The sequence below is a fragment of the Stenotrophomonas sp. yr243 genome (genome assembly GCF_900184195.1).
In the GTDB taxonomy this organism is placed as follows: Bacteria; Pseudomonadota; Gammaproteobacteria; order Xanthomonadales; family Xanthomonadaceae; genus Stenotrophomonas; species Stenotrophomonas lactitubi.
This window is the reverse complement of the sequence record NZ_FXWT01000003.1, coordinates 419,087-434,021: the sequence shown is the minus strand read 5'-3', so window position 1 is coordinate 434,021 and position 14,935 is coordinate 419,087. Positions and strand designations below refer to the sequence as shown.

At 63.9% G+C, this 14,935-nt stretch carries 16 protein-coding genes; 10 read left to right on the top strand and 6 right to left on the bottom strand.

What is annotated here, in order from left to right:
* Positions 1-53 precede the first annotated feature (53 nt).
* A complete protein-coding gene (locus QOL57_RS14745; protein ID WP_342351551.1) occupies positions 54-2,147 on the top strand; it encodes a TonB-dependent receptor in 2,094 nt (697 codons plus the stop codon).
* A gap of 57 nt (positions 2,148-2,204) precedes the next feature.
* Here the strand turns inward: QOL57_RS14745 and QOL57_RS14740 are convergent, their stop codons facing one another.
* A complete protein-coding gene (locus QOL57_RS14740; protein WP_033831436.1) occupies positions 2,205-2,486 on the bottom strand; it encodes a hypothetical protein in 282 nt (93 codons plus the stop codon).
* Positions 2,487-2,696: 210 nt separating this feature from the next.
* Between QOL57_RS14740 and QOL57_RS14735 the strand changes: the two genes are divergently transcribed.
* From QOL57_RS14735 to QOL57_RS14700, 8 genes are all read left to right on the top strand, one after another.
* Positions 2,697-3,371 carry a response regulator transcription factor gene (locus QOL57_RS14735; protein WP_033831437.1) on the top strand — a complete coding sequence of 225 codons (675 nt, stop codon included), beginning with the start codon at positions 2,697-2,699 and terminating at the stop codon, positions 3,369-3,371.
* Positions 3,371-4,720 carry a HAMP domain-containing sensor histidine kinase gene (locus QOL57_RS14730; RefSeq protein WP_089236040.1) on the top strand — a complete coding sequence of 450 codons (1,350 nt, stop codon included), beginning with the start codon at positions 3,371-3,373 and terminating at the stop codon, positions 4,718-4,720. The genes QOL57_RS14735 and QOL57_RS14730 overlap by 1 nt, the downstream gene beginning before the upstream one ends.
* A 71-nt stretch (positions 4,721-4,791) precedes the next feature.
* Positions 4,792-4,968, top strand: coding sequence for a hypothetical protein (locus QOL57_RS14725; protein ID WP_157803065.1), 177 nt, complete (start codon positions 4,792-4,794; stop codon positions 4,966-4,968).
* Positions 4,969-5,041: 73 nt separating this feature from the next.
* The gene (locus QOL57_RS14720; RefSeq protein WP_089237999.1) at positions 5,042-5,464 is read left to right on the top strand and encodes a hypothetical protein; all 423 of its coding nucleotides are present in this window, start codon (positions 5,042-5,044) and stop codon (positions 5,462-5,464) included.
* Positions 5,465-5,600: 136 nt separating this feature from the next.
* A complete protein-coding gene (locus QOL57_RS14715; protein ID WP_089236041.1) occupies positions 5,601-6,791 on the top strand; it encodes an efflux RND transporter periplasmic adaptor subunit in 1,191 nt (396 codons plus the stop codon).
* Entirely contained in the window at positions 6,788-8,752 is a 1,965-nt protein-coding gene (locus tag QOL57_RS14710; RefSeq protein ID WP_089236042.1) for a MacB family efflux pump subunit, read from the top strand. The genes QOL57_RS14715 and QOL57_RS14710 overlap by 4 nt, the downstream gene beginning before the upstream one ends.
* Before the next feature lie 90 nt (positions 8,753-8,842).
* The gene (locus QOL57_RS14705) at positions 8,843-9,253 is read left to right on the top strand and encodes a hypothetical protein (protein ID WP_089236043.1); all 411 of its coding nucleotides are present in this window, start codon (positions 8,843-8,845) and stop codon (positions 9,251-9,253) included.
* Positions 9,254-9,286: 33 nt separating this feature from the next.
* The gene (locus QOL57_RS14700; protein ID WP_089236044.1) at positions 9,287-9,664 is read left to right on the top strand and encodes an EF-hand domain-containing protein; all 378 of its coding nucleotides are present in this window, start codon (positions 9,287-9,289) and stop codon (positions 9,662-9,664) included.
* Positions 9,665-9,711: 47 nt separating this feature from the next.
* On the opposite strand, the gene QOL57_RS14695 is transcribed toward QOL57_RS14700, so the two are convergent.
* The 5 genes from QOL57_RS14695 to QOL57_RS14675 form a co-directional block, all read right to left on the bottom strand.
* Positions 9,712-11,037, bottom strand: a complete 1,326-nt coding sequence (locus QOL57_RS14695) for an XVIPCD domain-containing protein (protein ID WP_089236045.1) — start codon at positions 11,035-11,037, stop codon at positions 9,712-9,714.
* A gap of 19 nt (positions 11,038-11,056) precedes the next feature.
* A complete protein-coding gene (locus QOL57_RS14690) occupies positions 11,057-11,920 on the bottom strand; it encodes a hypothetical protein (RefSeq protein ID WP_089236046.1) in 864 nt (287 codons plus the stop codon).
* A gap of 135 nt (positions 11,921-12,055) precedes the next feature.
* Positions 12,056-12,640, bottom strand: coding sequence for a hypothetical protein (locus tag QOL57_RS14685; RefSeq protein ID WP_089236047.1), 585 nt, complete (start codon positions 12,638-12,640; stop codon positions 12,056-12,058).
* A 78-nt stretch (positions 12,641-12,718) separates the two neighbouring features.
* A complete protein-coding gene (locus QOL57_RS14680; RefSeq protein ID WP_089236048.1) occupies positions 12,719-13,144 on the bottom strand; it encodes a hypothetical protein in 426 nt (141 codons plus the stop codon).
* Between the two features lie 109 nt (positions 13,145-13,253).
* The gene (locus QOL57_RS14675; protein ID WP_089236049.1) at positions 13,254-13,661 is read right to left on the bottom strand and encodes a hypothetical protein; all 408 of its coding nucleotides are present in this window, start codon (positions 13,659-13,661) and stop codon (positions 13,254-13,256) included.
* Between the two features lie 640 nt (positions 13,662-14,301).
* On the opposite strand from QOL57_RS14675, the gene QOL57_RS14670 reads away from it, so the two are divergent.
* Positions 14,302-14,751, top strand: coding sequence for a hypothetical protein (locus tag QOL57_RS14670; RefSeq protein ID WP_100309804.1), 450 nt, complete (start codon positions 14,302-14,304; stop codon positions 14,749-14,751).
* Positions 14,752-14,935 lie beyond the last annotated feature (184 nt).

Here is a 14,935-nt window from a genome sequence, read left to right as displayed (position 1 = left end):
CGCCCATGCCCCGCTTCCTGCCCCACCAGAGCATTCTGTGCCTCACCACGACCTTGATTTTTGCTGTCCCAGGCTACGCCGCCGACGCCCCGCCCAGTGGCGTGCAGGAGCTGGACAAGGTGGAGGTGCGTGGCCGCGCTCAGACGCTGTACCGGGTAGATGATGCCGCTGTCGGCACCCGTACCGATACGCCGCTGGAACTGGTGCCGCAGTCCATCCAGGTGCTGCCGCGCGAGCTGATCGACGACCAGGCCGCGCGCCAGGTGACCGATCTCTATCGCAGCATCAGCGGCATCAGCTACTTCAGCTATGCCGGGGTGACACTGCGTGGCTTCCGTCAGGAGAACGTGCTGTATGACGGCCTGCGCGGCGATCCCTATGCGGGCTTCTCGGTACCGCAGTTGTTCAACATCGAGCGGGTGGAGGTGCTGAAGGGGCCGGCCGGCGCGTTGTACGGGGGTGGCGACGCTGGCGGCGTCATCAACTATGTGACGCGCAAGCCGAAGGCCACTGCCGAACGCCGCATCGAACTGCAGGTCGGGAACCGCGATTTCCGCGCTGGTTCGATCGAAGGTACCGGGCCGTTGAATGCCGCCGGCACGGTGCGCTACCGCGCCGGCCTGTATGGCGACAGTGAACAGGGCGTGCGCTGGAACACCGACAGTGAAAGCGTGATCGGCGATGCCTCGTTGGCTTTCGACGTGGGCGACACCGGCGAGTTGACGCTGCAGTTCACCGACATCACCCAGAACCTTGGCGGCAACCGCCTGCGCGGTGTGCCGGTCGACGACAACGGCAATTTCCTGACTGACCGCCGCTGGAACCACAACGAAGCCAGCGATTTCCTGGACATGCGTGCCAAGGTGGTGCTGGCGCAGTACCGCTTCGCGCCGCGCGACAACCTGGACGTGGATGTCGCCGCACGCTGGTTCAGCAACAACGAACACCAGATGTACCACGAGCCGATGGGCCTGATCGACCGCGACCGTGATGGCGTGGCCGAATGGATGACACGCCAGCTGCGCAACCAGATACGCGACAACGAGGCGTTCACCGCCAACGCCAATGCGGTGTGGCGGATAAGCACCGGTGCCGTCGAACACAAGGTGCTGTTCGGCGCGGACGTGTACCAGCTGGATGCGGATTTCGCCGCGCAGACCGCCAACAGCGCCGACCTCGCCCGCGGCGCCGGCCCGGTGCGCGGTATCGATCTGTTCAATCCGGTGTACGGTGCCAGTACCTGGCACGACTACAACCTGTCTGCCCTGCCCTGGCGCAGCACCAGCACACGCAGCAAGCGCTATGGCGGCTACCTGCAGGACGAGCTTGCCTTGACCCCACGCTGGCACGTGCTGGCCGGGCTGCGCTGGGACGGTTTCAAGGACGATGACCGCCTTGCCGGCAGCAGCGTGGATGGCAACGACATCAGCTGGCGCCTGGGTAGTACGTTCACCGTGCGCGATGGTCTGAATCTGTATGCCAACGTGGCCAGCGGCTTCGTGCCGCAGTCGGCCGCAAACCAGAATTCCGCCGCAGGCGGTCCGTTCGATGCAGAGCGCAGCAGGCAATGGGAAGTTGGCATGAAATCGCTGCTGGCCGAACGCGTGAGCCTGAACCTGGCGGCCTACCGCATCGACCGCAGCAACATCGTGCAGACCACTGGCGAGGCCATCAATGGGGTGAACCAGCTGGCGGCGCTGGGCCTGGTACGCAGCACCGGCATGGAGGTGGATCTGTTGGCCGACGTGACCGAGCACTGGGTGTTGAACCTCACCTACGCCTACAACGATGCCCGGGTGAAAGACGCAGGCCCCAATGGCATCACCAACGCCTCCGGCGACCGCTTCGCCAATGCGCCCCGCAACAAGCTGGGGCTGTGGACGCGCCTCGACCTGCCCGCGATCCGTTCAGCCATCGGCTTTGGTGCCGACTACGTGGATGAGCGCGTCAGTCTGGATGGCCAACGGGTCAAGCCATACGCGGTGTTCGACGTGAGCTGGAAAACCACATGGAAGCAGTGGCAGTTCCAGGCCAACGTCAAGAACCTGTTCGACAAGGTGTATGCGGCCAGCGGGTTCATCGAGCGCAATGGCCATTTCCCGGGTGAGCCGCGCCGGATCTATGTGCAGGCCGGTTACAGCTTCTAGGCCAGCGCTATTGAGCAACGCCTCAGGGAGGTGGAATGGCCACCTCCCAGGCCAGCATCAGCCCGAGCAGGACACCAGCATCGAGCGGGTGGCCATCTGGGTGGAGGTGAAGCCGTTCTTGTTGCCCACCGCGATGGCATTACCCTCATCGCCATCCTTGCTGAAGACCACGTAGCCGCCCGGACACATCTGCCCGGCCTTCTCGTAGCAACCGCTCCAGGAACTGGAGCCACTGCAGTCGATGGAAACGCCACGGCGGCCGTCGGGAGTGACGGTCATCTTGGCAGTGGTGCAGCCGGTCAGCGTGGCGAGGAACAGCAGCGGAACGAACAACTTCATGGCGACTCCAGGGATGGAAACTGCGAAGGGCGCCAAGGCTGCAGCGCCAGGATTGCGCGAACCTTGCGCCGGACCTTCGGCTTCATCGCCTCCATCCATGGCCTTCCGGCAGATGCGGAGGCACGCCATGTTCACGCAATGTTCCTGTAATACGGTGCCGGCGCGTGCCGAACCGCTCCTCTGCGGCCCCTCCCTGCCCAAGCCCTGCTGATGCACATCCTGCTGATCGAAGACGAAGCCGAACTGGCCGCCACCCTCAAGTCCGCCCTGCAGCGCGAGCGCTATGTGGTGGACCTGGCCAATACGCTGGCACTGGCCCGGGAGGCAGCCCTGTGCGGCCTGCACGATCTGGTGCTGCTGGACCGGACCCTGCCCGATGGCGATGGCCTGGCGTTGATTTCCCTGCTGCGCGAGCACAATCCCGGGGTGCCGATCATCGTGCTGAGCGCGCTGGGCCAGTTGCCGGATCGGATTGCCGGTCTGGATGAAGGGGCCGATGACTACCTTGCCAAACCCTTCGCGCTGGAGGAACTGTTCGCACGGATCCGTGCTGCGGGCCGTCGCCCAAGCGGATTGCAGGTGGAGTCCATCAGCATCGGCCGACTGGTGTTCGACCCCGCCTCGGGCGAGGCCAGTGTGGGCGGCCAGCGGCTGGAGCTGCCGCGGCGCGAGATCCGGGTGCTGGCCGCCCTCGCACGGCGCCTGGGCCGCACCGTTCTGCGCGAATCCATCGAGATGGCGGTGTATGGCTTCGACGACGGCATCCATTCCAACACGCTGGATTCGCACGTCTCGCGCCTGCGCCGAAAACTGGCTGACGCCGATGCCGGCGTGGAGATCCACGCCATTCGCGGGGTTGGCTATCTGATGCGGGAAAGCAAGTGATGGCGCGTCGCCCGTCGTTGAAGCGCCCACTGATCGTCAAGACGCTGATCTACCAGTTGCTGGCCCTGCTGGTGGCATTCTTCGCCCTGCTGATGGTGCTGGTTCGTGCCGACAGCGGCGGCTACTACACCATCCAGACCTTCGCGCCGGTGGCCGCCGAGGCGGTGCACCGCGACCACAATGGCGAACTGTACGTAGTGCACACGCCGGAGCTGGCCGAACTGCTGAAGATCGTCCCCGGTGCGTGGTTCATCGCCGAGGACGAGCATGGGCACCACGTCACCTTCGGCCATGTGCCACCGGTCTATGCCTCGATGGTAGGCGCCCTCGATGGCATCCCCTATGGCGACCTGCGCGGGCGTGATCGCAGCGATGGCCTGGCGGTGGTGGTACGCCAGCACAGTGGCCCGGCCGGCAAGCTGACCATCATGGCCCATGGCGAAACCGATTCGCTGACCATGCAGATGGCGTTGGCCGCGCACATCATCACCCTGCCGATCTTCCTGCTGCTGGGCCTCGCCACCATCATCCTGACCCCGATCATCGTGCGTCGGGCACTGGCCGGTGTCGAGCGAATCGCACAGGAAGCCCGCAACATTTCCGCCAGCCGTCGCGGCATCCGCCTGACCGAGACCGCCGTGCCGGTGGAGATCGCGCCGCTGGTGACCGCCGTCAACGATGCGTTGGGCCGGCTGGATGAAGGGCACGAACGGCAACGTCGTTTCATCGCCGCAGCCGCGCATGAGCTGCGCACGCCGATCGCGATCCTGCGGGTAAAGATCGATGCCGCTGATGATTCGACTTCGCGCAGCCTGGCCGTGGAAGTCGCGCGTCTGGCGACGCTGGCCGAGCAGCTGCTGGACCTGCATCGCATGGAAGAGGACGGCCCGAAGGAAACCCTCAACCTTGCCCGGGTGGCCAAGCGGGTTGCCGCCGATCTGGCGCCGCTGCTGATCCAGTCGGACAAGTCCGTGGCAGTGGCGGTGGAGCCACACTTCCCGGTGCTGGGCGAAGCCGGCGCGGTCGAGCGGGTGATCTCCAACCTGGTGCTGAATGCCGCCGAGCACGGTGGCCGCCATATCATCGTGCGGGTACAGGGCAGCTGCCTGGAAGTGGAAGACGACGGCCCCGGCATTCCGTTGGACCAGCGCGAACGCGTGTTCGAGCCGTTCCAGCGGCTGCGGCCGCGCCAGACCGGCGCGGGCCTGGGACTGAACCTGGTGCGGCAGGTGATCGACCGTCACGGTGGCCACGTCACGATTCTGGATGCCACCGGTGGTGGCGCGCTGATCCGCGTCGAGTTCCCACTACATCCGGGCGTTGCCTCAACGCCACCGGTAGAGCACTGATGGCGCCCACACATCCGTGACTGCCGCCTGTCCATGCGCAGCAGACAGCGAAGGCAGGCAAGGTTGCGGCAATGTTCGCTGCGCAGCATCGGGCCGATGGCATCTGTGATGCCATCGCGTTCCGTCCTGACAGGAAGCCTGCACGTGACCGAAGGAGTTCCTCCCTCCTCCTCTTCTGCCCGATTCCGCGCGACGCCGGCTACATCCGGCTTGACAGCGGCCGCCTGGAATCGACGTTCGCGCGCTGATCGAATGCACGCACTGCCGCATTGGCCGCGGTGGCTACGCGTGATACCCGCAACGAATCGCCCGGACGTGATGATGCGTCTGTTTGCCGTGCTGTTCCTGCTGCTGCCGGGCGGTGCGCTGGTGATCTCGACGCAACGCCATGCCCATGCAGCCATGGCCAGCGCCGTGCTGTTCTTCGTCGTCGCGCATGCCGCGCTGCATGCGCTGTCGGCATGGCGATCAACCACATCGCGGCTGCTCCCCGCACCTCTGCGCTACATCGATAGGCACGCGGCATGGACGATGCTGGGCAGTGCGTGGGTGCCCTTGGCGATACAAGGCGTACACACGCAGTCGACCAGCACGCTTTCTGTCGTGGGGCTGGTGATCGGCGCGCTGTGTCAGCTCTGCAGCGTACGCGTGGCTGCCGACCGCCTGCGCAACGTGCTGTTGGTGCTGGGTAGCGCCTTGCAGTTCATTGCAGTAGCGCTTCTCAGCAGCATGGCCGCGGGCTGACAACCACGGCAGCACCGCAAGGTTCACGCAACCCAGCACCTCGAGACTCGACGGCCATCCACGCCCGGCACCCGGCGCGTGCATCTCTACTGCCGCGAGGACCACCGATGACCTGCCCCCTCTGGATGCTGTGCCGATGAGCACCGCACCGCGCAAGCACCGCCGACTGCTGTTGATCGCTGGCGCCGTATCGTGCGCCGCCATTGCCGCCGGGCTGTGGCTGCGACCTACGCCACCGCCACCGCTGCAGCTCGCATCCGTGGTGCGTGGGAACATCGAACAGGTGGTGGAAGCCACCGGCACCCTGAAACCATCGCGACTGGTGAGCGTGGGCGCGCAGGTCTCCGGTCGCATCGAAACACTGCACGTGAAACTGGGCGACAAGGTGAAGGCAGGCGATCCGATTGCCGACATCGATTCACGTACCCAACGCAATGCACTGCTGAGTGCGCAGGCGGCACAGCGCACCGCACGCGCCAACCGCGATGCACTGGCCACCGATCTGCGCCAGTACGAACTGACCCTGCGGCGGCAGCAGCAACTGGTGGCATCACAGCTGGTGGCACGTGCCGACTTCGATGCTGCCAAGGCCAAGGTGGACGCGACCCGCGAACAGATCACCGCGCTGGACGGCGAGATCGTGCAGCGGCAGACCGACGTGGACATCGCGCAGACCAACCTGGAGTACACCCGCATCACCGCCCCCACGGATGGCACAGTGCTGGCGGTCGTCGCCCGCCAGGGGCAGACGGTGAACGCGGTGCAGAGCGCACCGACCATCGTCATGCTGGGCAACCAGGACGTGATGACCGTCTATGCCGAGATCTCCGAGGCCGATGTTGTGCACACCACGGTCGGCCAGGAGGCTTTCTTCACCATCCTGGGCGATGCAGGCCGCCGCTACAGCAGCACCCTGCGCGACATTGCGCCAGCGCCCGAATCGATCACCAACGAAGATACGTCCAGCCTCGCGTCGCCCGCACTGTCAGCTGGCAGCCGTACCGCCATGTACTACAACGGCCAGTTCGACGTGGACAACACCGACGGCCGCCTGCGCAGCTACATGACCGCGCAGGTACGCATCGTACTCGGCCGTGCCCACAACGTGCTGACCATTCCCTCCGCTGCCTTGGGTGCGCGGGCTGGTGACGGCAGCTACACCGTGCAGGTGCGTGGCGCAGATGGGCGCGCCGTGGCGCGGCGTATCACCATCGGACTGGATGACCAGATCCAGGTGGAAGTGCGCGGCGGCTTGAAGGAAGGCGATCAGGTGGTGCTAACGCAGGCCAGCGACGAAGCCGCCACCGCTCCCACGCAGCCCCGATGAACGCAGCCATGAGCGAGCCATTGCTGAGCGTGCGTGGGGTGCGCCGTGAATTCGCCGCCGGTGAACAGACCCTGGTGGTACTGGACGGCGTGGACCTGGACATCCGCGCCGGTGAACTGGTGGCCATCGTCGGCCAGTCGGGCTCGGGCAAGTCCACGCTGATGAACATCCTCGGCTGCCTTGATCGGCCCTCTGCGGGCGCGTACGAGATTGCGGGCCGCCAGACCGCGCAGATGTCGCCCGATGAGCTGGCCGAACTTCGCCGCGAGCACTTTGGCTTCATCTTCCAGCGCTACCACCTGCTGACTGACCTGACCGCGTTGAGCAATGTGGAAGTGCCAGCGATCTACGCCGGCATGCCCGCCGCTGAGCGCCACGCACGGGCTGCTGAACTGCTGGCGCGGCTTGGCCTGGGTGAACGCATGCAGCATCTGCCCGGCGAGCTGTCGGGTGGCCAGCAGCAGCGCGTGTCGATTGCCCGCGCACTGATGAATGGTGGTGCGGTGATCTTCGCTGACGAACCTACCGGCGCGCTGGATACACAGTCGGGCAAGGAAGTGATGAAGATCCTCGGCGAGCTGCATGCCGAAGGCCACACGGTGGTGCTGGTGACCCATGACATGGCCGTGGCCGAACACGCCCAGCGCATCATCGAGATCCGCGATGGGCGGATTGTCGATGATCGTGCCACGGCTACTGCGTCGGCAACGGCCGTGGCGCCGACCGCTCTGCCGCAACGCGGCGATGGCAGCGGCTGGCAGGCCGTGCGCGATCGCTTCGCCGAGGCCTTCCGCATGGCCCTGCGCGCCATGAATGCACACCGCATGCGCACCTTCCTGACCATGCTCGGCATCATCATCGGCATCGCCTCGGTGGTGTCGGTGGTCGCGCTGGGTACCGGTGCCCGGCAGGCCATCCTGTCCAACATCTCCTCGCTGGGCACCAGCACCATCGAGATCTACCCCGGCTCCGGCTTTGGCGACCTGCACGCGGCGCGGGTAGAGACCCTCACCCCGGGCGACAGCGCGGCCCTGGCCGGGCAACCGTTCGTGGACAGCGCCACCCCTGGCGTAGCCACCACGGGTACCGCCCTGCGCGGGAACCGCTCGGCCAGCGTCCAGGTACAGGGTGTCAGCGAGCAGTACTTCCGCGTGCATGGGCTGAAGCTGGGGGAAGGCGCCTTCTTCGGCGCACCAGCTGTGGCTGGCTACCAGCAGGTGGCGATCATTGATGCCAACACCCGCGCGCGCTTCTTCGCCGCAGCCGAGAACCCCATCGGGCAGACCCTGCTGCTGGGCAACGTGCCGGTGCGCGTGGTGGGTGTAGTGAAGAAAGATGCCGGCGCCACCGGCGACACCTCGCTGCTACGAGTGTGGATGCCTTACACCACGACCATGGCGCGGATGCTGGGCCAGAGCCATGTGTCCAACATCACCGTGCGCGTGTCCGATGCGATCAGCATGGAAGCGGCCGAGCAGGCCATTGCACGGCTGCTGACACGCCGCCATGGCAGCACCGACTTCTACATGAGCAACAACGCGCAGATCCGCCAGTCCATCGAACAGACTACCGGCATCCTCACCATGATGATCAGCTCCATTGCCGCCATCGCACTGGTGGTGGGCGGCATCGGAGTGATGAACATCATGCTGGTATCAGTGACCGAGCGCACCCGTGAGATTGGCGTACGCATGGCCGTGGGCGCGCGCCGCAGCGACATCCTGCAGCAGTTCCTGATCGAATCGGTGCTGGTGTGCCTGCTCGGCGGCATGCTGGGCATTGCTGTGGCCTTGCTGCTGGGCGCGGTGCTGGCACTGGCCGACGTGGGCTTCAGCCTGGTGTTCTCGGCGAGTTCGATCATTGCGGCGTTCGCGTGTTCCAGTCTGATCGGTATCGGCTTTGGTTTCCTGCCTGCACGTCGCGCGGCGCAGCTGGACCCGGTGGAAGCACTGATCCGGTAGTCGTTGCAATTGCCTGCGGTGACGGCAGGTTCGCGCAATGTCCGCGGTGTGTACTGCAGCTACCGACGATGTCCGCACAGGAGCTGGACGATGTTTCTGAAAACAGGAAGAACTGCGCTGCTGCTGGCAGCAGCCGCACAACTGCTGGTGCTGATGCCCTACTCCGGCGACGCCCATGCGCAGCGTGGCGATCGCTACAACCCGCAGTGGAACCAGGACTATCGCGAACGGGAACGCGATGACTGGCAGCGCCGCGAACGGGAGCGGGAGCGGGAGCGGGAGCGTGACCGCGAACGGGAGCGCCGACACGACGCCAAGACCACAGGCGTGGTGGTGGGCGTAGTGGGTGCGGCCGTGGTGGCTGGCGTGATCGCGGCGGCGGCAAAGCGCGAACGCGAAACCCGCGAGCGTGCCGACTACTGCATGAACCGCTACGGCAACTACGACCGCCGTACTGACAGCTATCGCGACCGCGATGGCTACACCTACCCCTGCCGCTGATCTCCCCTCATTGAAGGATTACACGCAATGCGTATGAACAAGACCGCCCTGCTGATTGCGCTGTGCGCCATCCCGCTGATTGCACAGGCCGCGCCCGCCGACCCGAACCAGGCTTATATCGATTCCACGTTCACCGCGATGGACAGCAACAAGGATGGTCGCGTCGACAAGGCCGAATTCACGGCGTATCAGCAGGCGCGCTTCAGCAAGCAGGCCGACTCGATCGATGCCGCGTTCGCTGCGATGGACAAGAACAAGGACGGGAAGATCAGCAAGGAAGAAGCGACCGTGGTGCCGGAGATCGCGAAGTACTTCACGGGGCTGGATACAGACGGCGATGGCTACCTGTCGCTGAAGGAAATGCAGCAGGCGATGGTGGCTGCGCAGACGGCGGATGCGCCGGGCAAGTGACCGGTGTGGGGCAATGGGAACACTCCATTGCTCCGCCCTGCTGCGCACTACGCCATGCGCATCTGCGGATGCTCGCGCACCTGGTTGTCCAGTTCCTGCTGCTGGCGTTGCGCCACGGCCTGCTGCCGTTCCGCGCTGGCCAATTCCAGGCGCTGCAACGACTGCTCCACCGGCGTCTGCACGGCCACATCGGTGGGCATGGACGCCCTCAGATGCGCCGGGTCGTTGATATCACCCTGCACCACGAACACGTTGCGGCCCGCAGGGTTGTCCGCCGTCTGCGCGCTGAGCAGCACATGGTCGGCACGGTCCAGGTTGTTCTGACGAGCAAGGGCCATCACGCTGGCGGTCAGTCGTTCACTGCTTTCATCCGGCGTGCGCCCCGCTCTCGCGTCGATGCCGGCGACATGTCCGCTGACCTGTTGCAACAGTCCGTACTCGGCGTGGCCCGGTCCGATATCCGCCAGACGCGTCGCGCCGCGCTGGAGGTCGGGCACGCCGTCAACCGATGCAGTGAGCGGGCTGCGTGTGATGGTTCGGTACGGGTCTTCCGGGTGGAACTGGGTGGCCTTCTGCTGGCGCTCCAAGCGGACTTCGCGGGCATCGTTGAGTTCGGCGATGCGGGTCGGATTGGTGATCTCACGCAGCGAACTGTGGCCGCCGCCGGAGGTGACACTGGCCCACTTGCCGTCCTTTTCAAAGTACAGCGCGTAGTCGTTGAGGCCGCCGATGACGTTGGGATCGACCGAAGAGCGGCCGCCCAGTGCCTGGGTGACTTCATGGAACGCCAGCGTGCCGATGTACTGGCTTCCCTTGCTCAACCCCATCTGGGTGAACGCATCGCGGCTGGTACTTCCCACCCGCGGAAGCCCTACGCCATCGTTGTCGAGCATGTTGCTCCAGATCTGCTCCAGCTTCTGCGGGCCACTCTTTTCCAATGCGGCCTGAAGAAGCACCCGGGGTGTCCAGCAGTTGGGATCGAGGTGATGCTGATCGAAAGCGCGATCATGAGCCAACATCACGTCAGCCCCAGGCAGGTTCAGCGCCAGGTCCGGGCGGCCTTCGGCCATCCGCTGCTGCCGTAGTTCCAGATCTCTATCGAGCAGTGTCTGCCCGAACGATTCCCACTGTCGCTCGGTCAATACGGCGTTTGGAAACCGGGAACCTTCATCGTGCTGCGTCCTGGCGACGCTTTGCGCATAGCTGTTCGCAACCCTTCCTGGCAGGCTGTCATTCCTGACGACACCCAGTGCCAGCGTTCCGTAACCGTCGGCGCCCGGCAGCTGCGACAGGTAGTTCCAATACAGCTCGCGGTTGCCCTCCTTGGCATAGCTGCCAAGGATCCTGAGGTCATGCTCGGTCAATCCACTCATGCCTGATTCCTTCCTTGGATCACTTGGATCGGGTGCGCGTGATGACATCCTTGACAGCGTCTTCCATGCGCTTCCAGTCCTTCAGGAATGCTCTCTTATAGTCGAGGACCACGGAGAGCTTGTTGTCACCATCTACGAAGTAGTGAACACAGCCAGCGGCCACCTCATCTTGCACGCTGATCACCTGATCGCCCTCCAGCCGCACGCCGTCCTGACGAAATCCCTTGGCATCACACTTGATGAATGTGTTGATCCGGCCATCGGCCTGCCGTGCGACGTACCAGTCCCTTTCGTAAGCCGGATTCCGGACCGGCGGCTTCCCGTATTGCGCCTCATAGCGCTTTGCGAACTCCTTCATCGCCGCCTCGTCGATGGCGTACGACGTCAATCCCAACGTCTCAGATTGCGGGATTCGAAGATCGAGCCTATCCCTGGGATCTCCGCGTTCCACCGAATCCGGCTCGGTAAGGGCCTCGTTGGACGCATAGCGCTCCATCAAGGCTTCGGTGGGAACGCGATCAACGTAATTGATCCGAACGGAAATTTCCTTGCGGAAATCATTGGTCCTTGGATTGGCCCGGGCCCCGGGTAGCGTCGGCGTCATGTCCGGCCATTCAATGACCAGCGAAACTCCTTCACCGGGCCAAGGCGCAATCTGGCTATCCAGATAGTGGGCGGGAATTCGGAAGGTATTCGGCCCCAGCTTCACATCCACGGGCGCGTCGGTGTAAGTGTGGCCATTGAGGGTGCGACCGGTCTGCGTTGCGCCAGACATGGCAGGATTCCTTTCGTTTTCGGTGGACGGCGCACGTGCGCAGGCACTGGCACTAACGGCGATTGCGATTGCGAGTGCCAGGCACCGCCCGGAGGACATCGGGTGCATCGGGCCATTCCATTGCGGGGTCTGGAGCCACTATAGGAAGATTGAGGTCGGTGGAACAGGCCCCGGGAATATCGCTTCAGGCATTTCGAACACTTCCGAGGTCGCCGCGGCCTTGGTCCCTGCGCCAAGGACAGTTCAATCAATGAGCGAACCGGGATCCAGGTTCCGATGAATGAAGCGACCAGCTTCATCCCACTCGGGCGGTGAAAGGTCCATTGATTCCGGATCGACAGCGTATTGATCCTCCGTCAGCGCCTGCAGGCTCTGCTGAATCGCTGTACGGAATGAGGAGACATCAAAGTCCTTCGGCTTGCGTGACTGGCGACTCCAGTTGTCGACCGCATGCAGCAGAGTGGAGGTGTAAGCGGCCCATTGGGCGGCTGCATCGAGATGGCGGACCTGCATCCATTCAAGCTGACCAACCGCCAGGAACGCGTGTCTGGATCGGTAATAGCGCGTCAGATCGCGTGTCGCCGCCATGGACTGCAGAACCGTTTCATCGTCCAGCACGCCGCCCATGCGATGCATCTCAAATCCGAAAATGAAACGGGTAACGGCGGTACCGAACTGCTGAGCGGCCAGATCCTGCTGCAGGTGTGCTTCTACCCGGTTGATGTCGATCCGCCAAAGTCCTTGACTGGCATCGAAACGCCATCCCTGTCTAAGGGCAGTGGCTTCGAAACATCCAGGTGACCAGGTTATCCAGTGCTCGAACTCCATCGGCGAATGTTCCTCTGCGATCCGTGCAAGGTGTACAAGAAGCAGCGCGTCGGCTTTGCCGGGCAAATGCCCCGCAGCTTACTGGTCTCGGGTCAGGCGAAGATTACCATCGGAGGGAAGCAGCACGCGGTACACCTGACGCTCGCCCGCGCCCAGCGTCAGATTCTGCGAGGTGGAAATGTTCGGGCAGAGACCACCGCCCGTTTCCAGTTTGAGGAAGTAGGCCCCCGGAACAACATGGAGCGTGGCCGCCTCGGCCTGCCTGATCGCCATCACCTTCTCGTTGTTGAGATAGATGTCATGCGAGCAACCGGAGCCAAAGTAACCCTTGTCACGGCTGATATAGATCGTCGCCGAGCGCTCAGCAGACTTCTGCAAGTACTGCGGCAGGTAGACCCGCTCGGAAGGGACCGGCTTGGCCTGTGCCTCCGTCACTGGGAGCGTAGAGCATCCGGCCAGCGAGAAAAGACCGGCTGCAAGGGTCAGCGCTACGACGTTCTTCATCCATTTCCCCAGATCGTTTTTCCGGAGTCTACCTGAGAGTTCAGCGGATCAGAGGGCGGGAAGCACGGGTTCACCGCCCTCATCCTGTCCGTGGCAATGCGCCGGCAGGTCAAGGGACAAGGCAGCGCTCTACCTGTAGTGACAGTGCCTCGCAGGCGTCGAACAGACCATCGACCAGGGCCGCCGACGGATAGAAGCCCGGATCGTCGTTCTCCCGCGCTATGTGTGCGGCGTGCAGCATGGCGATGAGCGCGGCGATGCCCGATGCGCTGCGGGTGGCCAAGGCCAGATCGAATGCGCGGCCGGGTGTTAGGCGAGTATCGGCCCAAGGCTTGCCATCAGCACAGTGGCCTTTGCCATGGCCTTGCAGGAAAGTGAAGAACGCCGATGGAGGTACGGACTCGGCGGCATCACTGAGCGCATCCTCCATTTTTTCGGCGAGAGCATTGGGAAGATCGCGCACGGCATCGCCGAGCAGCGCGTGCAGACGGGGATAGTCGGGAAGCAGGTCAGGCATGGCGGCAAACTCACGGTGTGGCCACCTGCAAGTGCGAGGTGGCGGACGGTGCGGGTTGGCGTGCCGGATACGTACCACTAAAGCCGGCGGATCGAGAGATCCCCACGCACCGTCCGCCATGGACTGGCAGACGGTGCATTGTCGTGATTGCAGTTGTGGCTGCAACACGATCCGTAGTGATACGTAAGTTCGGGACGCCAATCCCGGCCTAGGCAGATGCCTTGGCGAGGACATGGTTGCCTCGTTGCGGCGGCGATGAAAAGCAGGGAAAGCTCGCATCGGTGCGTAGTTGCGGATGTTGCGTCATGGGATGCCGATTTGCGCATTGAATGGCGCACTTTCCATGCCGGATACCGCTGAGAATCTGGACCGTCCATACGCAGCGTGGTGTCAGAAGCGACACGCGCTACGCGAGGCGCAGCGAGATCCGGACACACCTGCCGTCAACGCGCAGAACGTCGCAATCTGCCCTGTCCGCGCTCGGTGTCTCGACCCGCCAAGGTGTCGTGGGCGCTTGCCGAAAACGCTTCCACCGCAAGGGCTCAAAGGCCGCCAAGTGACGTACCTACTCCGTGCCCATCAAGTCCGATACCGCGCGGGTCAGTAAGGTCGCCTGCTTCAATCGATTCGGAAGCTGACCGTGAATTTCACTTCTTGGCGCAGCACTCTCGTCGCCGCTGGTGTGGCTATCGCACTCTCTGTGGTGGCCTACAAAGACCATCATCGCCATGCCCTCACCGACGGACTCGACGGGCGGGATGCCGTGGGCCTGGTGACTGAAGTCACCTGGGACGAGCGAAAGGGTCGAGAAAACAATTTCGTCCTGAATGTCGAGTTCGAAACTGAAGACGGCCAGGAGCGGATGGAGAGGATTGCGGTATCCAACGGCCTGGGCAATCAGATGCGTGCTTCCGACGAAGCCGAGGAGATTGATATCCGCTACTACCTCCACGATCCGTCTGTGGCGGTAGCCGCTGGAGATTCTGACAATTCACTGCTGATGCTGTGGCTGGCCATTGCCTCAGGACTGGTCGCGCTGGGCCTGGTTGCGGCGCGGCTCCTCAAGGCGCGGAAAGTTCAAGCCGCCTGACCCAACGCTCTTGAATCGTCAGCGACCGCTCGTAGGTCGCTGCGACAGGTGGGTTCTACCCCGCCCCTCCCGGACGTCCTGTCCGAGACCGTCAAGCACGCCAGATCTACGACAAGGCCAGGCCGCCTTCAAGCGAGGCACAGTGCTGGGGAAGAGGCGCCGCATGATGACGGGGTGGGCCAAC